We start from the raw sequence: 17,892 nt of genomic DNA, 5'->3' as shown, positions 1-17,892 counted from the left end.
AGGCAGATGTAAAAAACAAATTTATACATGGTTACCTAGTTCAAATGGAGCTAAGGAAGTAAATCTTCCACACTCCTAAGACTCATATTTAAAAGTGAAATTGTAAAGCATTCCCCATAATCTCGACAATTGGGAATTGGCATAAAATTAATGCTAGAGGGAATAAAATACATCGAATCTCTTCCCCCACTTAACTAATTTTAGCGTAAATAACAGGCCATAAAAAAGTCTGAGGAAATGCAGGTTTTCGACTAAAATTGGTTAATGTAAAGTCAATTTAACACATACTGGTTCTACTTCAAAATTAGCTATTTAAGTATATGTGCGTTTAGATTAAGGCAAATGAATCACTTTTGTTTTATATTAAAACTATTTAGTAGTGACGACTTATTAAGCAGTGATAAGTAAATTGTTGATTAATCAGGGATAGAACACGCCAAAAGGAGATAATTGGCTGTAATTAAGTCGATAGAAAATTACCGTCGATTATTCGGCATTCGATGTGGTTATTTTAGGGAACTTCATTTGTCAGATTTACAATCTAAGCCTCGTTTTTTAACGGTACTGTCGATATCAATATTATTATTTGTATTTATACCGGTTACTTTTTCAGCGGTTTATTTTATTAATAATACCTATCAAGATGCGTTAGTTCGGGCACAAAACAATGTTGATTTAGAAGCTAAAACGACGGCCCTTGAAGTTAAAAATAAGCTAGCGACGTTACATTACGAACTACTCACGTTTAGTCAAAGCCCAGTTATGGGTGAAGTTGCCGTGAATCTGCTGTACTCACAGTTTGTGGTAAAACAGTTGCAAAAATTGGTGCAACGCAACACTTTAATCACTGGCGCCTTTATCGCAGATGGTTCGGATTTTATTGTTGAAGGGTATCCCTACGAAATTCTACGTATAGGCACTGGTGAATTTCAGAAAATGACCAATAAACTAATATCCATTGCGGTTGATGATAATACCTCTAAGTTATTAATATTGGATCATCAGACCCTTACAACGGACTATATGGAGTTACTCAATGACGGCGCTAACATCTTATTTTATTTACCTTTAAAGAAAAAAGTCGACTCTTTAGTAAGCCCATTTAAAGTCACTGCTGGTTTATTTGTTTTAATTGACACCGATAAATTAACGACCGCAAAATTATCATCTGATGGGCTGCCAGATATAATAGAAATGGATATCGGTGGAAGAAAAGTCATGGCCGATGAAAAGCAAACCGGTGTTGATTATCTGGTGGCTAATACCTCAACTGATCTCACGTTATCGCATTTCGATAAAGAAGAACCACATCAACTCAACCTGACTTATTATAGCGCTACGAGTCATTACACAACAGACATCGAGTCTGCTGTCATAAATACATTAATATTTATGCTCATCATGTTAATTGTTGTTTTGCTCGCCTTAGCATTTTTCGCTTCTCATATTACCGGACCGCTACGTCATCTACTTGATTTTAGTCGCCGGTTGTCTAAAGGCAATTATACCGAATTTGACTACGATGCAAATTATCAAGAGTTTAATGAACTCATCAGCCATTTAAACGGTATGGCGACCACGATTCAAAAGCAGTTGTCAGGATTGGAAAAAGAAAAAGAAAATGCCGAGGCGTCAGAGAAGATAAAAGCTCGCTTTTTAGCAAATATGAGTCACGAAATCCGAACACCACTCAACGGGATCTTAGGGTTACTTAATATGCTAGATAAGCATGAGCTGGATCACCAAGCTAAAGATTGGGTAACAGCCTCGTTATCAACGTCAAACTTATTGCTTCATATCGTTAACGACATACTCGATTTTTCTAAACTAGAAGAAGACAAAGTAGAAATAGAACGTACAACCTTTTCAGTTAGGGAAATCGTGGCGTCGGTTATCAATCCGCATGAAAGCTTAATCGAAGATAAAGGGCTTAGTTTAACCATTAATTTTGAACATAATATGCGTGAGTTTTGGATTGGCGACCCGATGAGGATCAGTCAGGTTCTATTAAACCTTATTTCCAATGCGACAAAGTTTACCAATGTTGGTGGCATTAGACTCAACGTATCTGCAATATTTATACATCACCAATGGTTTCTCGAATTGGAGATCGTCGATACTGGCATTGGGATCTCGGCGGAACAACAAAGTAAACTGTTTCAGTCATTCCAACAAGCTGATATTTCGACCACTAGAAAGTTTGGTGGTACAGGCTTAGGGCTGTCTATTGCACATAAACTTGTTCATTTAATGGGGGCGAGATCAGCGTTAAAAGTGAAGTCGGTAAAGGTACCACTTTTAAAGTATCAGTGGCTGTACTCGAAACACAGCAAAAAGAACAGTCTGAAGATATACATGTTTACGTGCCAGATTTAACTCATATCACTATTTTAGTCGCAGAAGACAATAAAATTAATCAGTTGATTATTAGCCATATATTAAAACCGACAATGGTGAAACTTGTTATTGTCGAAGATGGTAAACAAGCAGTAGAAGCTTGTAAAACGCAAAATTTCGATATCATTCTTATGGATGTTCAAATGCCTATAATGGATGGGTTACAGGCAACTGTAGCGCTTAGAAAACAAGGTTTTGAAATGCCCATTATTATGCAAACCGCCAACGTATTAGTGGATGAAATCGATTCATATTTGAAAAGTGGCGCCACCGCTCATATTGCCAAGCCTATCGTTGACTCTGTGCTTTATAAAACGATACAGCATTGCTTAACCCCAGAGTTATTTGAGGGACAAATCTTTGAACAAGAGTAGATGTCTAGGTTTTATATTATTGCTGACGAGTCACTTTACACTTTACAGTGAAGAACTTACCGTTGCCTTTACGCAAGAAACTTATGACTTAACATCAATGTTTAATCGTTTTTCTAAGCAAACGGGTACTCAAATCAGAATTGCGACGTTAGGTTCAGAGGATTTGAAAGTTGAACTGTTACAACGAGCCGGCGAAAACATGTTGCCGGACGCCATTGTTGTCCCAGCCGATTACATCGGACTAGAAGAGATAAAATATAGCCCAATCCCCGCCTCATTAAATCATCCAGATACAAATAAAAGTTTGATAAACGGGCTAAAATTTGAAGGCAGACAAGTCGCTATCCCGATAATCGCCGGTAATCATTTGGTCTTATATTTTAATAAAACTCATATTGCCGACCCAGCTAAAGAGTGGCGTGAGTTGATTGAGCAAAGATCTATATTAACAACAGGGACAAGCTTGATTGGTTGGAGCTATAACGAGATGTATTGGTTTTTACCATTTTTGACGGCATTTGGGGAGCCACCATTAGTGAACCAAAAATCCAACTAAATACACAGGGCATGAAAAACGCATTGTCATATTATTGGTCGTTTTCGCAGCAAAATGTTGTGGATGAGAAATGCGATTACCAGTGTACTTTTGACCGATTTTCCGACGGTAATATGGCCTATATGATTAACGGCGTATGGGCCAGCGGAAAATTGATAAAAAATATGGGGGACAATGTTGGGATTGCTGAATTGCCCCACATCGAAAATAAAATCATGCGGCCTTATTATTCTGCTTACGTTATTGCCTTTCCAAACAACTCATTATCGTCAAACAAGGCAGCAATTTTGAAAAAGCTTGCGATGTTTTTTCAATCGCACGAAACCCAAACACTGTTGTGGTCAGAGATACATGCATTGCCGGTCAATCAAGTCGTTAGCAAAGAAATCTATAACAATGCGAATAGCAATGAAAAGGCCATATTTAAGCAATTGGAACATGCTATTCCGTTGCCAACAACACGGGAGATGGCCATAGCTTGGGCGGCAATGGGGAAAGGGATCGGACGTTATCGTGCGGGTATCCTTGATTTAGAACAGGTGGCCGACTATATGCAACATGTGGCGGACAAATCGCTCAAAGAACTCGATGAGAATTAGCCAATTCAGAAGGCAACTAAACGTATAAAGGCTAACAAGATATAAAAACGACGAGTGATGTTAAGTCTCTCGTCGTTGATATAAATTACTACTGTCTAACGGCAATCAATTAGCTAATTTTTTGAAATAGATATTGGCAGCCGCTTTTACTTTGGGCGCTAATATGAAGGCTGACAACATTGTCGGAATTGCCATTAACCCGTACATTCCCATCATGAAATTAAAGACGACATCGAGCGTCACAATACAACCGACAATGATCATAAACAAATAAAACCACTTGTAGTATTTTCGGCTAGATTCACCCCACAAAAAGACAAAGCATTTTTCACCATAATACCAATAGGTAAACATAGTGCTCGCGGCTAAGAAAAGTATTTGAATTGCCAACAAGATTTGACCAGTTAAGCCTAATTCTTGGCCAAAGACCTGCATTGTTAGTTCAACCCCTTTGACTCCTTCAACGCCCTGCCACATGCCCGACGCTAATATGACAAGAGCAGTACAAGTACAAATGATAAGTGTGTCGACAATTGGACCTAACATGCCAACAAGGCCTTCACGGATCGGTTCGTTGGTTTTTGCTGCACCGTGGGCCATGACTTCAGTGCCAATACCAGCTTCATTAGAAAATACGCCCCGGGAAACGCCAATGATAATCACTCCTATAATGCCACCAGAGATAGCCTTAGGGTTAAATGCTTCGGTAAAAATAGACCCGATGAGTGCTGGGATTTCACCAAGATGGTTAAATAACACAGCAAGCGTCATTAGCAGATAAGTAATGGCCATTGTTGGGACAAGTCGACTCGTGACATATGCAACACGTTGTAGGCCACCGAGAATAACACCCGCAACAAGCGTAGTGACAATAGCAGCCATTATATAATTAAACATTTCAGGAGAAGAAATCCAGTTTTCTGGGATTAACTCCTCACGGAATGCAGCAGTAAGCTGATTGGCTTGAAACGACGGAATTGTGCCGAACAAACCGGCAAAGGCGAATAGCATAGCCAGTGGTTTCCAGTTTTTCCTAGACCTTCCATGATGACATACATTGGTCCGCCTTGAAGTTCACCATTTGCATCCTTTTGACGAAACATAACGCCCAACGAACAGGTAAAAAACTTGGTCGAAACACCCAGTAACGCTGTTAACCACATCCAAAATACGGCACCGGGACCACCGGCTGTAATGGCTAATGCAACACCGGATATATTGCCCATGCCAACGGTACCCGCTAGTGCCGCAGATAAGGCTTGAGAATGGGTAAGTTGTCCGTCTTCAGAGTCTTTGTCGTGTTTGCCCGTCAATAGGCTTATGCCGTGGCCAATATAACGAAATGGCACTAATCGTGAGTAAAGTGAAAAGAATAATCCACCGCCGACTAATAAAATAATGAGAGGTGGCCCCCAAACAAAATTGACAAATGCCGCGGTGATTTCTGATAAAAAGTCCATTGAACTAACCTTCTTGGATTTTGAGACTACGTTGCCACCAAATAATGACAAATAACGTGATTAATAACAGTGGTAAACACAAACTTAACATGGTCGTCCAACCAAACTGTTGGATGATCCAACCCGCTGAAAGTGACGCAATTGCTTGGCAACTAAACATAATTAAGTCGTTAAACCCTTGGATTTTAAATTTTTCCTCTGGCTTATAACTCATCGGTAATAATGCTGTTGCAGTTACAAACAGGAAGTTCCAACCAATGCCTAGTAGGACCAAAGCGAGCCAGTAATGTACGTATTGTTGGCCAATGAATCCGATGGTTAAGCAAACTAAAAAGGCCAATAAACCAGCAAATAATACATTTTTGTGGCCAAACTTACGGATTAATATTCCAGTAAAAAAGACGGTAAATACATAGCGATTATATGTGACTGAATAACCCACTTAGTTTCTGCCAAATCAAAGTGATGATGGACGTGCATGCTTATTGGGGTTGCCGTCATAATAAAGCTCATGACACTAAAACCCACCGTTCCTGACAGTATTGCGACGACAAATATTGGTTGTTTTATTATTTCACTTAATGCACGACCTTGGTAACGACCGACTGTTTTTACAGCCGCAGGAGCGTTAAAAAATTGGATAAAAATGAGGGATAATGAAAATAACACAGTTAGGCCAATAAATGAGCCTACATACTCAGTGCTAAACCAGTCTTTACCAACAAAGGCAATTTCGGGGCCTAAAAATGCCGCAAATAAACCAGCAATTAGCAGTACCGAAACGGCCAAACCGCTGTGCTGTTCATCAACCGATTCCATGGCTGCGAATCTGAATTGCTGTGCGCTAGCGATAAGCCCACCATATAGCAGGACACTCAAGCAAAATAGCCAAAAACTTTGAATATAAATTGCATAAGCACTAAATAACGTATTGGCTATCCCCCACAAAATAGCGAGTTGAAATCCTCTTTTTCGACCGACGGATGCTAATATTTTGACGACAGGCAACATAAATAAAGCGGTACCAACGATCATAAAGGCAATGGGCAATGTCGCGAATTTTTCATCAGGTGCGAGCTTAATGCCAATAAAACCGCCAACAAACACTACAACAGGGCCAATAGAACCTATCAGTGATTGAGCGCACATTAACATCCAAACATTACGATTTAGGTGGCTGAAATTAGAAAAAAAGATGGCAATTTGGAACTCTTGTGCTTGAATTGATTCTAATAGAATATACAAATCAAAACCGTCTGTCCGCAAATAATCGGACTAGCATTCCATTTAAAGCATAAGTAAATAGCGAATTATGCATTTTACTGTTTGTTATCATGGTCACTTTAAAAAGGAGAGACACAATGAAATTAGGATTGCTGATAATTTTTTCCTGACTCTGCCCACTGCAGCTTACTTTGACGAAAATGCCAAGAATGTGAATGTTACGTGGCATCAACCTGCTACATATACCGATGTGCGAGGCACCAACGAGTCAAAAGCTCGGTTTCAAAAAAGGGTATTTAATCAACTAGAAAAACACATTGTTAAGCTCGCTGCGTCTTTGCCTAAAGACATTCAATTAGAAATGACCATTACGGATGTTAATTTGGCGGGCGATGTTCAATTTAACTTTTCCATGAACCGAGAGATCCGCATCGTAAAAAGTATTTATTGGCCTAAGATCGCCTTTGACTTTAAAATTACCCAAAGCGACAAACTACTCGATCAAGGTTCCGTTGTTATAAAAGATATGTCGTTTATGCACCGAGGCGGACTATTGAGAAGTTCAGCTGATTCATTTAAATATGACAAGCGACTGCTTACAAATTGGTTTAACAATGAGTTGCAACAAAAAGTCACAAATTTTGGAAAGATCAATTCTGCAGTTATGTCTGAGTAAGTGCATAAGTATGAATGCGCGAAGTGAATGTTTAGCTTAATCTCGTGTCGTTAATTTACGTCAAGCGGCTAATGATAAGTGATAATGGTGCTGTGAATTTTCTTCAACATATGATTGAAGCTCTGTTATTATACCGCACAATTATCCTCTGAACCGAACGTGTAGGCTTATGAAACAACAAATTTTAACCATGTTGCAAATGCAAGATGACATGAACACGAAAGTGCATCCTCAGTGGCGCGAGCAGGGTTTTGCTTGGCACCGTGCAATTTGGGTTGAATTAGCAGAAATGTTAGATCATTTATAGTCAATAGAAGAATCAATAAAATTAGTAGAAAATTCGAAACTTCCCATTTTTATAGGCTTTATAAGCAATTACCCTTTGAATTACCTACTAACTAATATTACTAACTTTTTAGAATCAAATATTTCACCGAATAAGAACATTACCGATATTAAAATGAAGAAACACCAAGAACATATAGTTTGCATAAAAGCATCAGCAGTAAAACACCGAGAACATGGCTTCGTTGACTATGATCTAAACCTATCTGATCTTATGCTTGGTCAAAGAGCAATGCTAGAAAATGATGACGATTTTAGACAAGTTTTGCCAATTTCAATCTTTACTCACAAAGAAAAAGTTTGGGCATATGAGCGAACTTCAAAAGGTGGTGAAAGTCGTCTGCACAATAAGATCGCAGTAGCTGTTGGAGGCCACTGGGATATGGATGACATCCTAACTAAAGATGGCGTAATCGATCTTGAAGCATCATTGCAAAAAGCTATGGATAGAGAACTTGAAGAAGAAGTAAAACTAACGTCTTCAATTACACAATCCACACGTCTGAAAAAAATGCTATGTGCAGACGATACCGAAGTAGATCGAGTACATATGGGTTTGATTTATGTGCATGAGCTAGGTGGCGAGGGCATCGAGTCGGCTGAGGATCAACTTAAGACCGTTGGCTTCGTTTCTCCTAAGGAATTATTAGAAGGTGATTATAACATTGAAGTTTGGGCAAGGATTATTTGCCAAATTCTTGTAGAACAAAATTCATAGAATAGCGTTAATATAAGGCAACAATATCTATTGTTGCCTCTATCGCAATAATTCAACTAAGCTAACACTACTCTTTACCGGGAGGGGTGGGTACATTAGTGGGGTTATCACCTGTGGAGCTTGGAGCGTAGCCGCCTTGAGGCTTGCCATCGCTGCTAAGGTCTAGATGGTTGATAACCTTTTTCTTGAACTTTGGGAGGTTGATACCCATTGTTTGCTCTTTCTTTAGTCATATTTTACTTTCCTCAGTTCTACATGCGAAATTTCAGCAGATAAAATCAAAATCCCTGCTGTATCATTTTTTGCTCTTTCAAATGCACCGTCTTTATCCAACACCCAAGTTTGCTCAAGGTAAATCTGTTCTGGTTCTGGGTTACTAGATGCAAATGACTTGCTTGAATAAAGTCCACCTAATATTTTTCCATCTTTTAAAGTCACTTTTACCCAATAAGGTTCTCTCTTTGAAAACACATAATCCCACGGTTTCCCTGTAGGGTGCGGGGCTTTACTTTGTACTAAGTTTGTTGAGCGAACCTTTCGCCAACTAAGTACCAATAATATTGGTGAAATAAAAATCACAAAGAAATAAAACAATACATACAGATTGGGGGACTGTGTTTGCATTTCGCTCATCTCTACCCAACGTATAAATATGAACATAAAAGCATAGTTAACACAGCTATATGTTGCGGCATCGATGAGCTGCTTTGACGAGTCTTTCTGAATATTTGGAAAGCATAACTCATATGTTTTTAGTGCTATAAATCCCGGTACAACGAACAATATAAACAAATAAAGTTTATCTAGCTCCCATATATTCATATTCTCTCCTTTTTAACAAGGCTCCAGTAATGAGCGCCTAAAACAGTTAACTTACACGCTTTGGATTCCATTGCTGCGAAATACATATGTACTGTACCTACAGGGACAACAAGATTGATTCTGTTGAATTTTTGCAAAATCGCGAACCTTTCAGTGTTCTCTTCAAGAGGCGATTCACTTTTAGGCTCAAAGGACGGGTCTAGCAGAAATTCATAGCCGGGTTCAGAAAACAATTCGGTTATTTGTTTTAAGTCTGATAGTGGTATAGGAGGTTGCACAGTTCTGAGTGTTGTAAAACTTCTAACATTTGTCTTAAAAATCGGCCTTTGCTCCCAAGGGCCTAGCGACTGATCAATATGGGCGTAAATACTACCTGGAGTAATTTCGCCAACCAAATTGGAAGCACCACCATTTAAAGCATCTACTAACAGGCTTGTAAATACGCCACTACCATTTTCTTCTAATGCATATTGTTCAGCACTAGAAGCAGTAAGAATAGTAACACCCTCGCTAAGCAAAGCTTGTTCACTTGAAACAATTCCATTCCCAGCAATTCCTGAGTGGCAACTATCCAATACAATTACTTTGCTTCTGGCTTTTGATGAGTTTGCAATTGTTAGTAGTTCATTTAGAGATAACCCGTCATCTCCATCATTACAGTCAGAAGTCACTAAGTAACCACCTGTACTTTCGATATAGCCATGACCAGAAAAGTAAAATAGCGCTACATCACTGTCATCGGCAAAGAGCTTTTGAATATTGTCTTTTAAATCTCTTTTTGAAATGGCGCTATCAGGGCCATTTGCAACCATCAGGTTGACCCCGAAGTTTATAGAGCCATCACTGTGTCGCTCTAATACTGATTTGACAGAGTAAGCATCATTAACACAACCAAACAACGAGTTCGCGTTTTGGTAGTAATCAACCCCAACTATTAACGCCTTTCTCATTAGCCATACTTCCTTATAGCTCTGGCAATGGAAGCACCTTGCCATTTAACTATTATGTCAGCATTAATTTTCACAACAGATGACGTTCTTGTTGAAGCCCAAGGTTCAATAGCTATTATTGATTTACCATATGCTTTTGCTATCTCAATCTCTTTGTTTATCCATTTGCTATACGTTGAATAAACTCCAGCCATAATGATGATACAGCTTGTTCCTTTCATCTTGTTTTCTATAGCTTGTTTTAACTGCCAGTCAGAACCATTTGTATGTATTGGGTCGCCTTTTGGCACAGAGTGGTCAAAGAACTTAATTCCCTGTTTTTGAATGAGGTATATGACTTTTGTATACCCATCACTGTAGGCCCAAGAGTGACTAATAAATAACCTATATGTTTTGTCCATGTACTTTTTTCCTTTTTATAAACCAACAGTTCTCTGCATACTCTGCATCCAAGATGCTTTAAAAGCAAGATCACCAGCAAAAATCTTGTAAAGTTCAAGCTCATCTTTACGTCTAGCCAACATTACCTCTTTCAGCATTTTTTCGAATGCTAGTTCTCGGTTATGTGGATCAGGGTTGTTCTGATACTTAGCTTCAAAATCTGGATGCTGTTTAATACTTTCAGCTATATTGATGAACTTAACTTTCTGTTCCTCTGAAGCTGTACTCCAGCCTTGGAACCATCTTTCGTTAAAGTTCTTGATGATATCGTCTAGCGGATTTCTTTCTTCTTCACCGCCATGCGCTCCACGCGGGTTAGGGTGCTGTGGCGCTAACAATGCATGTCAAAGTCAGTCGGTTTACCAAGCTTATAAAACTTGTTGCCAAAATCTGGCGCAGCTTCTTGCACACCTGCTTTGATGTCTTCTATGCAAGTTCCAGTCAATGCTTTTTCTATTGCAGCTTCTAGCGCTTGTTCGTCTGTTTGACTAACCATTTACTATCCCTGAATAAACTCACTAAATACCTGTTCTACCATTGATATAAAGGGGTTAAGTTCTTGCCCAATATCAATATATTTTTCTACAAAGTCTTTCAAATCATCTACAGATAAATCGGGGTCCAAAAATGGCTCTAGAGCCTTTTCTCTGAGGTCGTTTAACTTGCTTATATCTAAAGCCAATATTTCGATTGTTTTAATCGCTTGCTTGTTAACACCATTTATTTTTCCATCCGCAGTAAACCTGAAATTTTCGCTGCAATTGAGCTGAAAAGGGGTTACCGGAATAACAATAGAGCCTTTTTTCATTCCACAATGTAGTGGGTCACCTTTGACGGTTGTTCTTAGGCAAGAGCACAAAAATTAGCGAAGTCCAGAGCATCGTCATCATCGGCTGATTGAGGGTTTAAATGCTCTATATGGTAGTCGCCTGAGTCTAGAGTGAGCCTTCTTTCGCAGTAACAACAGATATACCCTTGCTCCTGCAACAAGGCTTCATAAACTGCCTTTTTCTCTGGATTTGATAATTCTTGATAAGTTGGTGTCCATTCTTCACTAGCAGCTCCTTTCCAATCAATAAATGATTGAGGCTCTACCCCTTTCCTTATATACCTCATTTACCAATAAGCTCCATTCGCTTTATTAAAGTCATGGCTTTTACTAATTGACCATCATCACCAATTTTTTCTGATAGTGAAGCAATTTCGCTTTTAGCTTTTGATAAATCCTTTTGCTCTATCAATTGAAATATTTCTTCAATCTTACTTTGAATTTCTTCTGGTCGAGAAGTTACCCCCATATTGCCTTCATAAATAAGATCAGCATTTCTGCCATAAGTGTCACGCACAATAACCTTTTTAATTTGGTTCTTTTCACTGCTTAATTTAATAACAGTGGTATGCTTTGGATCGATATGACTTAGAACTTGTGGGCTATGAGTAGTCACGATGAACTGAATATTGCTAAATACTTTTTGCAACCCAACAAGCACTTCTTGCTGCCATTTAGGATGCAAGTGAAGTTCAACCTCATCAATAATCACAATCCCATGACTAGCTAAAGCATTTCCTGAATTAGGATTCAGTACAACAAGCCTTCTTGCAATATCACCAATAAGCGCCACTAACGTTTTCTGTCCTTGAGATAACTGAGAAATATTTACTCGATTACCAAAATTTTTAACCATTAACTTCACTTTACCTGAACTACGGTCAACTTTTAGATCAGTTACATCAGGCACAATCGTTTCGATTGCTTTATTTACAAGAGCAAGTTGGTTTTGGTGTTTAACTGAGCAGTTATTATCTAACGCTGCTTTTAACTCTTTTTTCTTTAGTTCTAGTTTCTTTACTACTGGATCACCTTTAGAGGGTATCTCCCCTTCATAGGCTTCAGCTAAAATTGATTCGATATTAGTTATCTGCTGTCTCAAAGCTTTAACTTCAGAAGCCACTTCCCCATCAGCTAGATTTACCAACTCAATATACAATTGAGAAAATTTATCTAGCTTTCCAGTTCCATCCAAAGCATCATCTAGTGAATCAAAGCGATTGGTTGAAACATCTACTCTAGCTCTTTCAGAATAAGTTTGTTGTAAAGTAAAATCTGAACGTTCAACAGAGTAATAAGCAATAAGGGGAAGGTTAATTTGATCATTTGAGGCCAAGTATCGATACAACGATCCAGCCGATTTTATATCGCTGACCTCAGTAGATTTTGAATGGTTACTTTCAGGCGCTAGTTTATATATAACCGTCTCAAATGAAGTTTTTTCCCCATTTCAATATTGGTTACGATTTCAGCAAAATCTTTAGCATTAACATTCACATCTGATTCGGTTACTGGTCTACCATTACGACTTTTTCTAATGCATTATTGAACCAAGTAAACGTTTTAGCTAAAGATTCTACTATTGCGGTTTTACCTGAACCGTTATTACCAATAATGATTGTTAACTTATCATTGAAAGTTAAATCCAATGAAGTCAAACGTCTGAAGTTATATAAATCAACTGACTTAAGCCTAAATTTAACACTAGGCAACTTTTCCAAGACTGAATCCAGATAAGTTTGAGCCAACTCTTCGTTCACAGCTTCAACATTTTTTCCAGATTTATAGTTCTCGTAAAGTTGAAACATTGACAACAAATTTCCTTTCGTTGCATTGCTTTTCAACTGTTTGATAGTTTTGCTGTATGTTTTGCGTTGATTATCCATTTCTTTCCTCAAAAATTTGAGTGAGCACGTCTGCTGAATACTTCATCTCTAGTGATGTAATAAATTTAGGCTCTATATGTTTAGCAAAGGCTAATAAGCCTTTAAGGTGAAAAACGTTTTCTTTATCTAGTTTATTTAATCGATATTGATGTACCAAGTGTTTGATATAGCGTTTCTTTTCACGCCCAAGTGATAAATTACTTTCATTATCTATTGTTATTCCCGTTACATGGCGATTGTGTGCTTTAGATGAGAAAGCAGTTTTTCTGCGATTGATAATTAGCGCACTTCCAAACAAAGTAGTTAGTGTTTCAGAAATGTATCTTGGCATATCAAATAACGCATTCTTCGCTTTTGTCGAAAACGTTAAATCGTCAGCGTAGCGCGTATACTTAATTTCAAGGCTTTCACAATGTTGAGTGACTAACTCATCGAACTGGTGCATAAAGAAATTAGATAGAAGAGGAGAACTTGGTGCACCTATACTTAAAACCAACTTACCTGTCGATGACTTACTTGGAGACCAGAATAGAAGCTTTTCCATTAACACTTTTTCGTCATTATTGGGCATAGCATAATGCTGTTGCCAAACAGTCCAGAACAGCGTACTGGAAATAGAATTGAAAAAATTTTCTAAATCTATCTTGAGAAGGTATCGGTTTTTACTATGCACTTTGGCGTTATCTTTTATGCTAAGCCCTTCTCTGTAGGCCATAGCAGCATCGTGAATATTCAATCGATATAAAGATATAAAAGCACGCTGGTATTCTTTTAATTCTTTCGAAGGTTGAGCAATAACTCTATGTCCCGAAGTGCGCTTGGGAATCGTGTAGACCTTATATTTTAATGGCGCACTAGCCAAAAAGCGGATCACTTCTGATTCACTCTTATTCAATTTAGTAGCTAGTTTTTTATCAATTCCATTCTTTAGTCCACAAACAAAAAAGCCCAAGAACAATGCTCTTGGGCTTTGCTCTTTACTAGAGGAAGCGATATGTTCGCAACCTTCATGAGGAACGAATGACGGTTGCGAACATATCGCAACCATAAAGTCGTTCAATAAATTAGAGTCTGGCTAAACACCCGACTAGACGAATTTCGTCCTAAGCTAAAGAGCCAAGTTAGTTTACATTATGATATAAATTACAACAACTCTATGTTTCATATACTTTTTAGTAATAGTGTTTAGTCAATAAATCTATCATCTCTTTTTGATGCTGTTTAATCTTGTCTTTGTCCCACTCATCGTTTTGCTTTAACTCAAAAATTTGTTTTAACTTGAGTGAGTCATATACTGGTTTAGCTTTGAAATCTTCCTGTTTTTTACCAACGGTTTGATTACTGTATGACGAGTTTTCACCCGGACTAAGTAACACAAGATTACCAAAAGCATTCAAATAGTTATCTTCTAGCCGCATATCGTATTCTTCATGTTGTGGGTGAACATGCTCAACAGCATCTTTTGAGCTAATGCGGTGTTTTTTGAATTTCTCATCTGCTCTATTTTGCTCATTTTTCCAAAGCTCATATTCCAGCTTCTGAAACCAATAATGCTCAAACCCAGTGCCGTTGATTTGCTTTAGATAATCGCTCATTTCATTTGAAGATCCAAAACTGCCTCCTGTTTTAGTAAGGTAGTTAAAACTTGCCTGTTTTTGGCTAAGTTCGGCATGGAACAAAGCTAGTGACATCTTATTATCAATATCTTCTAACTTAGCCAGTTCTATATTTTTATCTTCCGTATTATTTTTAACTAACCAGCCTAGAAAAGATGTAAGCCAATACTGAGCGCTTCGTTCACCAGTGAAGTATCGAACGCTTTGAAGTTGGCTAAGTTCAGTAATTTCTGTAGTTACTCGATTTAATCTGCTTTGTGTCTTTGAGAAATTAACATTACTTAATCGTAAAACTGCCGTGGCCAATTTAACTTGACCATTACAGTTCAAGTTAAGGCTTATTCAAATTAACTAGCCCAGTAAGAACTTGTTAACTGTATTGCAACTTATTTACGACCAGAATGGCCAAAACCACCTTCACCACGCTCACTCTCATCAAACTCTTCAACCAACTGGAACTCAGGTTGGATAACTGGAATGAACATCAGTTGTGCAATCCTATCTGCTGGTTCAATAGTAAATGTTTCATTGCCACGGTTCCAGCAAGAAATGAATAGCTGCCCTTGATAGTCTGAGTCAATTAAACCAACTAGGTTGCCTAAAACAATGCCATGTTTATGCCCTAACCCTGAACGAGGTAAAATAGTGGCCGCCATATCTTTGCTCTTCATATGAATAGCAATTCCAGTAGGGATCAATTCTGTTTGACCATAGCTCTAATGTTAATGGCTCATCAATGCATGCACGAAGATCAACTCCAGCTGAACCGTCTGTTGCATATGTAGGTAATGGAATTTCATTTCCTATTTTCGGGTTTAAAATTTTTACTTCTACTTGATTCATGAAATGCTCCGAGTATTTACTACAATATAATAAAGTGATATTTATATCTTTTAGGTAGGATTAGCTTTGCTTATTTAACCAAAGATTTATGATGGAATATTATCATAATTCGTACTTGCTTTATGTGAGATACATCTAAAATTAGTGGTTTAAATTTCGTACCTTTATTTTCGTACCTTTAAAATTGACTGAGATAATTTTTTATATCAATAAAAATAAGAGCTGATAAAAATAAACACGTAAAAGGTACAAAATTCTGGGGTAACTTCCTTTTTCCGTCAAGATCACGGATATAAAACAGGTGAGTACATAAAAATTTGGAACGGCAAGGAAGACAATGAGGTATTGATGGACGTTTTGCGTGCGACTGATGCCACTGCTGAAGACTTTAAAGATAAAGTGTATAACGGATTAAAAGCGGCTTACCCAGCTTCATAATTGATGATAAATAATCATAAAAAATGCGCCACTAGGCGCATTTTTTGTTTCCAAAGTCGCAAAGCGACTTAAACCACAACTTTAAACTCAGCTAAGGTTTTATGCAGTAAATGCAGCTGTTTTACAACCGTCTCCAATTCATCTTGATGACTGGTTAAGTCCCCAGACTCTTTTAGATGTAAAATTTTAGCCGCGGTTTCTTCTAAATAAGGCATGAATTTATTCGCTTTAATTGAAAATAAATCCTCCTGTTTAAAAATGTGCCCAAACTTTCCATGACCTTGTTTTTTAAGGTCATTTATACGAATGTCTGCATCAACAGCTTTACGGTATAACGATTTTAAATTCTCTTCTAAGCTCGAGATAATATTTTCCACTCAAGTACTCTTTGTTTTGTCCGATAAATCAATATGGCTAGTTTACACTTTTTAATCTTATTAGTTGAGGTTATAAATAAAATTAGCTTGTTCCATTAATATAGGTGTTCATTTATGAATTTATCTCCAATGGGGCTAGGTACGCCAATCTCGGGTGCGATGGAAGGCGGTGAAGCATTAAGCGCCAATTTGGCTAAGAGTGCGCAAGAACTCGAAGGCAAAGCGGTATTAGCTTTACTTTCTGCGTCTGCCCAAGTTAGTACTCAGGCATCTGTGGGTAGCACGGGTAGTGTTATCGGCCAGCACATTAACATTAAAGTGTAGGTCAATTTTTAATAGGGGAGAACAGGTGTCTTGCTTGTTTCTCCTCCTATTTCCCGCACAAGTTTTGGTACTAAAAATCCAGGTAATTCAGCTAACATACCTCGATATATTTGTTTAACTTCATCCTCAGGGACATCAAAATGTGCCGCGCCGACGACTTTATCTAGCAGGTGCAAATAATACGGCAGGATATCAACATCGTATAACCGTTCGCTTAATTCCACCTGTTGTTTAATCGTATTGTTAATCCCTTTTAATATGACGGCCTGATTAAACAAATGAATGCCTTGGATTCTTAGCTGGTGGCATTTTCCTGCTAACATATCGCTGATCTCGTTTTGATGATTGATATGAAAAACAATGGACGACTTAAGTCTAGTTTTACTTAGAATTGCTATTAACTTTTCTGTTATTCTATTTGGCATAACTACAGGTAAACGGGTATGAAGTCGTAGTCGTTTGATGTGTTTTATCAATTCAAGTTGCTCGACAAACCAAGCGATGTGCTCGTCTTTTGCCATTAATGGGTCGCCACCACTTAGTATCACTTCATTTATTTCTGGGTGCGATTCGATATACGCTAAATGTTGCTGTAATTGTTGTTTGTTAACTTGGTTCTCTTCGTATGGGAAGTCGCGTCTAAAACAATACCGGCAATTAACCGCACAACCGCTTTTAAAGATAATTAAAACCCTAGAGCGGTATTTATGTAGGAGACTAGGAGTCGAATTGTTCTGTTCTAACAAGGGATCCGAAGTAAAACCGTCTACTTGTTTAAATTCACTTTTACGTGGTAACACCTGTAATAATAAGGGATCGGTAGGGTTGTTTTTTGCATAAGTTCAGCGAAAAAGCGCGGAACACGCATCGGAAATAGTTTTCTAGCGTCAATGTCAGCAGCAAAATCTAAAGGGTCAAGAGACAAAAAATTAAGTAGCGCTAGTGGATCACTGAAACTTTGCTTCAATTCTTTTTGCCATAGGGACTCTACAGAGCGCTCAGCTTGATGTATCATTC

23 protein-coding genes and 3 pseudogenes are annotated in these 17,892 nt (G+C 38.1%); 8 read left to right on the top strand and 18 right to left on the bottom strand.

The features are described from left to right. Positions 1 to 450 precede the first annotated feature (450 nt). Genes PN838_RS12885 through PN838_RS12870 form a run of 4 tightly spaced genes read left to right on the top strand, consistent with a single transcriptional unit; the run spans position 451 to position 3,926 of the window. Positions 451 to 2,376, top strand: a complete 1,926-nt coding sequence (locus tag PN838_RS12885) for a sensor histidine kinase (protein WP_272180928.1) — start codon at positions 451 to 453, stop codon at positions 2,374 to 2,376. Beyond that, complete coding sequence (locus tag PN838_RS12880; protein ID WP_272180927.1) at positions 2,364 to 2,771, top strand: response regulator; 408 nt, start codon at positions 2,364 to 2,366, stop codon at positions 2,769 to 2,771. Before PN838_RS12885 ends, PN838_RS12880 begins: the two co-directional genes overlap by 13 nt. Continuing rightward, positions 2,758 to 3,327 carry a type 2 periplasmic-binding domain-containing protein gene (locus tag PN838_RS12875; protein ID WP_272180926.1) on the top strand — a complete coding sequence of 190 codons (570 nt, stop codon included), beginning with the start codon at positions 2,758 to 2,760 and terminating at the stop codon, positions 3,325 to 3,327. Before PN838_RS12880 ends, PN838_RS12875 begins: the two co-directional genes overlap by 14 nt. Further along, positions 3,264 to 3,926, top strand: coding sequence for a sugar ABC transporter substrate-binding protein (locus tag PN838_RS12870; RefSeq protein ID WP_272180925.1), 663 nt, complete (start codon positions 3,264 to 3,266; stop codon positions 3,924 to 3,926). The genes PN838_RS12875 and PN838_RS12870 overlap by 64 nt, the downstream gene beginning before the upstream one ends. Before the next feature lie 105 nt (positions 3,927 to 4,031). Here the strand turns inward: PN838_RS12870 and PN838_RS12865 are convergent, their stop codons facing one another. From PN838_RS12865 to PN838_RS12855, 4 genes are read right to left on the bottom strand one after another with little or no spacing between them, the layout of a single operon-like run. Then, positions 4,032 to 4,937: an alanine:cation symporter family protein gene (locus tag PN838_RS12865; RefSeq protein WP_502592188.1), complete on the bottom strand. Its 906-nt coding sequence runs from the start codon at positions 4,935 to 4,937 to the stop codon at positions 4,032 to 4,034. Beyond that, on the bottom strand, positions 4,853 to 5,386 hold the full coding sequence (locus tag PN838_RS27940; protein ID WP_502592187.1) for an alanine:cation symporter family protein: 534 nt from the start codon (positions 5,384 to 5,386) through the stop codon (positions 4,853 to 4,855). Before PN838_RS27940 ends, PN838_RS12865 begins: the two co-directional genes overlap by 85 nt. A gap of 4 nt (positions 5,387 to 5,390) precedes the next feature. After that, complete coding sequence (locus PN838_RS12860; RefSeq protein ID WP_272180924.1) at positions 5,391 to 5,828, bottom strand: MFS transporter; 438 nt, start codon at positions 5,826 to 5,828, stop codon at positions 5,391 to 5,393. Beyond that, positions 5,768 to 6,631, bottom strand: a complete 864-nt coding sequence (locus tag PN838_RS12855) for an MFS transporter (RefSeq protein WP_272180923.1) — start codon at positions 6,629 to 6,631, stop codon at positions 5,768 to 5,770. Before PN838_RS12855 ends, PN838_RS12860 begins: the two co-directional genes overlap by 61 nt. Positions 6,632 to 6,821: 190 nt before the next feature. Here PN838_RS12855 and PN838_RS12850 point away from each other — a divergent pair, with 190 nt between their 5' ends. The 3 genes and pseudogenes from PN838_RS12850 (at position 6,822) to PN838_RS12840 (ending at position 8,349) form a co-directional block, all read left to right on the top strand. Then, positions 6,822 to 7,286: a DUF3016 domain-containing protein gene (locus PN838_RS12850; protein ID WP_272180922.1), complete on the top strand. Its 465-nt coding sequence runs from the start codon at positions 6,822 to 6,824 to the stop codon at positions 7,284 to 7,286. Positions 7,287 to 7,455: 169 nt separating this feature from the next. After that, positions 7,456 to 7,587: pseudogene (locus PN838_RS12845) on the top strand (dUTP diphosphatase); the annotation flags it as partial. A gap of 81 nt (positions 7,588 to 7,668) precedes the next feature. Then, positions 7,669 to 8,349, top strand: a complete 681-nt coding sequence (locus PN838_RS12840; protein ID WP_272180921.1) for an NUDIX domain-containing protein — start codon at positions 7,669 to 7,671, stop codon at positions 8,347 to 8,349. A gap of 225 nt (positions 8,350 to 8,574) precedes the next feature. Here PN838_RS12840 and PN838_RS12835 read toward each other — a convergent pair whose 3' ends face one another. The 13 genes and pseudogenes from PN838_RS12835 to PN838_RS12775 form a co-directional block, all read right to left on the bottom strand. Beyond that, positions 8,575 to 9,171, bottom strand: coding sequence for a DUF6338 family protein (locus PN838_RS12835; RefSeq protein WP_272180920.1), 597 nt, complete (start codon positions 9,169 to 9,171; stop codon positions 8,575 to 8,577). Further along, positions 9,168 to 10,121: a caspase family protein gene (locus tag PN838_RS12830; protein WP_272180919.1), complete on the bottom strand. Its 954-nt coding sequence runs from the start codon at positions 10,119 to 10,121 to the stop codon at positions 9,168 to 9,170. The genes PN838_RS12835 and PN838_RS12830 overlap by 4 nt, the downstream gene beginning before the upstream one ends. After that, a complete protein-coding gene (locus PN838_RS12825) occupies positions 10,121 to 10,522 on the bottom strand; it encodes a TIR domain-containing protein (RefSeq protein ID WP_272180918.1) in 402 nt (133 codons plus the stop codon). The genes PN838_RS12830 and PN838_RS12825 overlap by 1 nt, the downstream gene beginning before the upstream one ends. 15 nt (positions 10,523 to 10,537) lie before the next feature. After that, positions 10,538 to 10,900 (bottom strand): hypothetical protein, encoded by a 363-nt coding sequence (locus PN838_RS12820; RefSeq protein WP_370661032.1) that lies wholly within the window; start codon positions 10,898 to 10,900, stop codon positions 10,538 to 10,540. Further along, positions 10,894 to 11,058, bottom strand: a complete 165-nt coding sequence (locus tag PN838_RS12815) for a hypothetical protein (protein ID WP_272180917.1) — start codon at positions 11,056 to 11,058, stop codon at positions 10,894 to 10,896. The genes PN838_RS12820 and PN838_RS12815 overlap by 7 nt, the downstream gene beginning before the upstream one ends. 3 nt (positions 11,059 to 11,061) lie before the next feature. Beyond that, positions 11,062 to 11,370, bottom strand: coding sequence for a hypothetical protein (locus tag PN838_RS12810; RefSeq protein ID WP_272180916.1), 309 nt, complete (start codon positions 11,368 to 11,370; stop codon positions 11,062 to 11,064). Positions 11,371 to 11,405: 35 nt separating this feature from the next. Then, on the bottom strand, positions 11,406 to 11,678 hold the full coding sequence (locus PN838_RS12805) for a retron system putative HNH endonuclease (protein WP_272180915.1): 273 nt from the start codon (positions 11,676 to 11,678) through the stop codon (positions 11,406 to 11,408). Next, on the bottom strand, positions 11,675 to 12,727 hold the full coding sequence (locus PN838_RS12800; RefSeq protein WP_272180914.1) for an AAA family ATPase: 1,053 nt from the start codon (positions 12,725 to 12,727) through the stop codon (positions 11,675 to 11,677). Before PN838_RS12800 ends, PN838_RS12805 begins: the two co-directional genes overlap by 4 nt. A 172-nt stretch (positions 12,728 to 12,899) precedes the next feature. Next, positions 12,900 to 13,277 (bottom strand): AAA family ATPase, encoded by a 378-nt coding sequence (locus PN838_RS12795; RefSeq protein WP_272180913.1) that lies wholly within the window; start codon positions 13,275 to 13,277, stop codon positions 12,900 to 12,902. Beyond that, the gene (locus PN838_RS12790; protein WP_272180912.1) at positions 13,270 to 14,337 is read right to left on the bottom strand and encodes a retron St85 family RNA-directed DNA polymerase; all 1,068 of its coding nucleotides are present in this window, start codon (positions 14,335 to 14,337) and stop codon (positions 13,270 to 13,272) included. The genes PN838_RS12795 and PN838_RS12790 overlap by 8 nt, the downstream gene beginning before the upstream one ends. Positions 14,338 to 14,449: 112 nt before the next feature. After that, complete coding sequence (locus PN838_RS12785) at positions 14,450 to 15,199, bottom strand: HNH endonuclease family protein (RefSeq protein ID WP_272180911.1); 750 nt, start codon at positions 15,197 to 15,199, stop codon at positions 14,450 to 14,452. An 80-nt stretch (positions 15,200 to 15,279) separates the two neighbouring features. After that, positions 15,280 to 15,736, bottom strand: a pseudogene (gene dut / locus PN838_RS12780) (dUTP diphosphatase). Positions 15,737 to 16,242: 506 nt separating this feature from the next. Beyond that, positions 16,243 to 16,551, bottom strand: a complete 309-nt coding sequence (locus tag PN838_RS12775) for a prephenate dehydrogenase (protein WP_272180910.1) — start codon at positions 16,549 to 16,551, stop codon at positions 16,243 to 16,245. A 114-nt stretch (positions 16,552 to 16,665) separates the two neighbouring features. Here PN838_RS12775 and PN838_RS12770 point away from each other — a divergent pair, with 114 nt between their 5' ends. Further along, positions 16,666 to 16,875 carry a hypothetical protein gene (locus PN838_RS12770; RefSeq protein WP_272180909.1) on the top strand — a complete coding sequence of 70 codons (210 nt, stop codon included), beginning with the start codon at positions 16,666 to 16,668 and terminating at the stop codon, positions 16,873 to 16,875. Positions 16,876 to 16,883: 8 nt separating this feature from the next. Here the strand turns inward: PN838_RS12770 and epmB are convergent. Beyond that, a pseudogene (gene epmB, locus PN838_RS12765) lies at positions 16,884 to 17,890 on the bottom strand (EF-P beta-lysylation protein EpmB). Between the last annotated feature and the right edge of the window lie 2 nt (positions 17,891 to 17,892).

The organism is Psychrosphaera algicola (assembly GCF_028401425.1).
Lineage (GTDB): Bacteria > Pseudomonadota > Gammaproteobacteria > Enterobacterales > Alteromonadaceae > Psychrosphaera > Psychrosphaera algicola.
The sequence above is the reverse complement of the archived record's forward strand: the minus strand, read 5'-3'. Positions and strand labels throughout refer to the sequence as shown.

Bases quoted from the DNA above. Each gene is read 5' to 3' on its own strand.
- PN838_RS12865 (WP_502592188.1), bottom strand. From the start codon at position 4,937: ATGCTATTCGCCTTTGCCGGTTTGTTCGGCACAATTCCGTCGTTTCAA.
- PN838_RS27940 (WP_502592187.1), bottom strand. From the start codon at position 5,386: ATGGACTTTTTATCAGAAATCACCGCGGCATTTGTCAATTTTGTTTGG.
- PN838_RS12835 (WP_272180920.1), bottom strand. From the start codon at position 9,171: ATGAATATATGGGAGCTAGATAAACTTTATTTGTTTATATTGTTCGTT.
- PN838_RS12830 (WP_272180919.1), bottom strand. From the start codon at position 10,121: ATGAGAAAGGCGTTAATAGTTGGGGTTGATTACTACCAAAACGCGAAC.
- PN838_RS12825 (WP_272180918.1), bottom strand. From the start codon at position 10,522: ATGGACAAAACATATAGGTTATTTATTAGTCACTCTTGGGCCTACAGT.
- PN838_RS12815 (WP_272180917.1), bottom strand. From the start codon at position 11,058: ATGGTTAGTCAAACAGACGAACAAGCGCTAGAAGCTGCAATAGAAAAA.
- PN838_RS12810 (WP_272180916.1), bottom strand. From the start codon at position 11,370: ATGAAAAAAGGCTCTATTGTTATTCCGGTAACCCCTTTTCAGCTCAAT.
- PN838_RS12805 (WP_272180915.1), bottom strand. From the start codon at position 11,678: ATGAGGTATATAAGGAAAGGGGTAGAGCCTCAATCATTTATTGATTGG.
- PN838_RS12795 (WP_272180913.1), bottom strand. From the start codon at position 13,277: ATGGATAATCAACGCAAAACATACAGCAAAACTATCAAACAGTTGAAA.
- PN838_RS12770 (WP_272180909.1), top strand. From the start codon at position 16,666: ATGAATTTATCTCCAATGGGGCTAGGTACGCCAATCTCGGGTGCGATG.